Source organism: Pseudomonas edaphica (genome assembly GCF_005863185.1).
GTDB classification, from domain to species: Bacteria; Pseudomonadota; Gammaproteobacteria; order Pseudomonadales; family Pseudomonadaceae; genus Aquipseudomonas; species Aquipseudomonas edaphica.
This window is the reverse complement of sequence record NZ_VBVZ01000708.1, coordinates 1-2937: the sequence shown is the minus strand read 5'-3', so window position 1 is coordinate 2937 and position 2937 is coordinate 1. Positions and strand designations below refer to the sequence as shown.

The following is a 2937-nucleotide window of genomic DNA, read 5'->3' as shown; positions in this document are numbered from 1 at the left end:
CTTTGCACGAACCATAACGCACCAATAGAGTGCGCCCAGGTTACCCATGACACAGGCAACAGCTTTGCGCGTACAGGCCTTCACCACCGGTGATGTGGCCGCTCAATGCAGTGCGACACCCGGTTGGGTGCAGCAGTACCAGCAGATGTCCCCAGGGCATTTTGCCGGGCAGATCCGCTACCTCGACCTGCACGGCGTCGAGGTTTACGAAGAGTGCATGAACACTCGCGTGGAGCAGCATTTCAATGCGCCACCGGGCTCCCTGGCGTTCTGTTTCGATGGCAGCGACAACGCGCTGTACATGCTCAATGGCGAGAGCCGCAACACCTGGATCACCCCGGAAAACTACCGCGAAGTCGCGGTGGTATTCGGCCCGCAGTTCGTGCAGCGCCATGGTTTGGATGTGGCGAAACTTGAGGGGTTGTTCATGGCACCGCTGACGTGCCAGCAGAACGCGCTGTTCACCCGATGGCTCAGTGGCACGCTGACACGGCTGTCTGCGCTGACTGACCCTATCAGCCGTGATGCCCTCACCCAGCAATTGCTTGATGACTGCCTGTTTATTCTCGACAACGCTTGTGTGTGCCTGGACCGCAGCTCGTTGCAGCGGCGCAGCGACGAGCGCCTGTTGATGGCGCGTATCGGTGAATGGGCGGCGGATGCGCCGGATGAAACCGCCAACCTGCTGGAACTGGCGCAGATCGCCGGTGTGCCGTTACGCCAATTGCAGCAAGGCTTTAAGACCTACACCGGAATGAGCCCGGCGCAGTGGTTGCGCTTGCGCCGGTTGAACGGGGCGCGGCGTGAGTTGTTGAGCTCGACTCGGGCCACGGTGGCTGAGGTGGCGATGAACTGGTCGTTCTGGCACTTGGGGCGGTTTTCCCAGAGTTATCGGGCGTTGTTTCGGGAGTTGCCCAGTGAGACGCTCAGGCGTTTGGGTTGACGGGTGTTTTTGGTACTGACCTGGGGGCCAAAGGATGTAAGAGCCGCAGCAACAGCAGAGCCATACTCGGTCAAAGGTGGGAGCTGGCTTGCCTGCGATAGCGTCAACTCGGTGTACCTGATGTACCGAGGTGTCTGCATCGCAGGCAAGCCAGCTCCCACAGAAAAGCAGCTCTTCAGTGTATGCAAATCCGCCTTTCGCCTTTCGTTTTTGATTCAACCACTCAGGTCGGCTACTAGGCCGCCGTGCTGTAGATTTTGATCTTGATCTGAGGCGCCCCGTTAACCACGGATTCAAGCCTTCGTTCTGGCACACCGAGCCTAAGCGAGGCACCGAGTGGTGGGGCGAAGACCTTTTGGTTACTTTTGGCTGGGCCGGCATTCCGGGCGTTTGCCAAAAGTGACCCGCTGTAAGAGCGGAACCCTACTCAGCCGTTACCGCAGCAACGGATATGTACACAACACAACCATTCTCAATAACTTGTAAATCCCAGCACATCCCCCTAGCTTATGCGCCCCCCGCCCTGCGCTTTAAGGCCCTACCCCCATGGTTGTGCGTTTTCGTCCCGTCGTTACCTCACGTTTCGCCCTTGGCCTGCTACTCAGCGGCAGCCTGGGCAACAGCATGGCCGCTGAAATCGAACTACCGGCGGTAAACGTCCAGGGCCAGGAAGACTCCGGCTATCGCACCAACAGCGCCTCGGTCGGCGGCTTCAACGAAGCGCCGTTGCTGGACACTCCGGCATCAATCACCGTGATCAACGCCGAACTGATCAAAGACCAGCAGGCGCGCCTGCTCAGCGAAGTGCTGCGCAACGACGCCTCGGTAGGCGACAGCTACGCCCCCATCGGCTACTACGAAAACTTCGTGATCCGCGGCTTCTCACTGAACGCCGCGAGCAGCTACAAAATCAACGGCCGCACCATCACTGGCGAGCAAAACGTCGCCCTGGAAAACAAGCAGCAGGTCGAAGTGCTCAAGGGCCTGGCGGGTTTGCAAAGCGGTATTTCCGAACCCAGCGGCGTGATCAACTACGTGACAAAACGCCCGGAAGATGTGCGCTCGGTTACCGTGTCCACCGATGACCGAGGCAGCGGTTACATAGCCACCGACGTGGGTGGCTGGTTTGGCAGCGAGCAGCAATTCGGCCTGCGCGCCAACGTCGCCCACGAAGACCTCAATTCGTATGTCGAGCACGCCGATGGCCAGCGCGATTTTGTGTCCCTGGCCTTCGACTGGAACATCAGCCCCGACGCGGTGCTGCAACTGGACGCGGAATACCAGAACAAGCAACAGCGCTCCGTGCCGGGTTATCAACTGCTGGGCGGCACCGAAGTGCCCCATGACGCGTCACCGAAGAAATTGCTGGGGCACCAGAGTGGTTCCCATCAGGTCGGCATCGATTCGCTGAACCTCAATGGCAAGTTTGAATACCGCTTCAGTGATCAGTGGAAAGGCAGCCTCAGTGCCGCCCACAGCAAAGTGGTGATTGATGATTACAGCTCGTTTGCCTGGGGCTGTTACTACGTCGGTAGCTGCAACGCCAACACCTTCAGCCCGGAAGGCGACTACGACGTCTACGACTACCGCAGCCCCGACGACACCCGCCGTGATGATGAAGTACAGGCGGCAATGACAGGCCTGTTCGACACCGGCAGCCTGGGCCATGAACTGACTTTCGGCACCAGCGCGTTTCGACGGGTGATCGACAAGCGCAAGTCCGTCAACGAATACATCGGCAGCGGCAATATCAACCAAGACGCACCGACCTTCGAGCCTACTGATAAGCCGCTGAACCCAAGCCATCGCAACCTCGACAGCCGTCAGTACGGCCTGTTCGTCACCGACCGCATCCGCTTCAACGAGCAATGGCAAACCATCATTGGCGGGCGCGAAGTGCGTCTGGATGAAAAAGCCTACGATGACCAAGGCAACCAGGCGCGCCACACCCAGCAATACGTATTCCTGCCTCAAGCTTCGTTGATCTATAAACC

2 protein-coding genes are annotated in these 2937 nt (G+C 58.9%); both read left to right on the top strand.

Annotation, left to right across the window (positions count from 1 at the left end; translation table 11 throughout):
* The first annotated feature begins 46 nt into the window (after positions 1-46).
* Positions 47-943 (top strand): helix-turn-helix domain-containing protein, encoded by an 897-nt coding sequence (locus FEM54_RS29335; RefSeq protein ID WP_099550140.1) that lies wholly within the window; start codon positions 47-49, stop codon positions 941-943.
* 546 nt (positions 944-1489) lie between these two features.
* On the top strand, positions 1490-2937 hold a 1448-nt coding region (locus tag FEM54_RS29325), incomplete at its 3' end, for a TonB-dependent siderophore receptor (RefSeq protein WP_138453934.1).

Excerpts from the sequence above, each read along its gene's own strand:
- FEM54_RS29335 (WP_099550140.1), top strand. The coding sequence starts at position 47 with ATGACACAGGCAACAGCTTTGCGCGTACAGGCCTTCACCACCGGTGAT.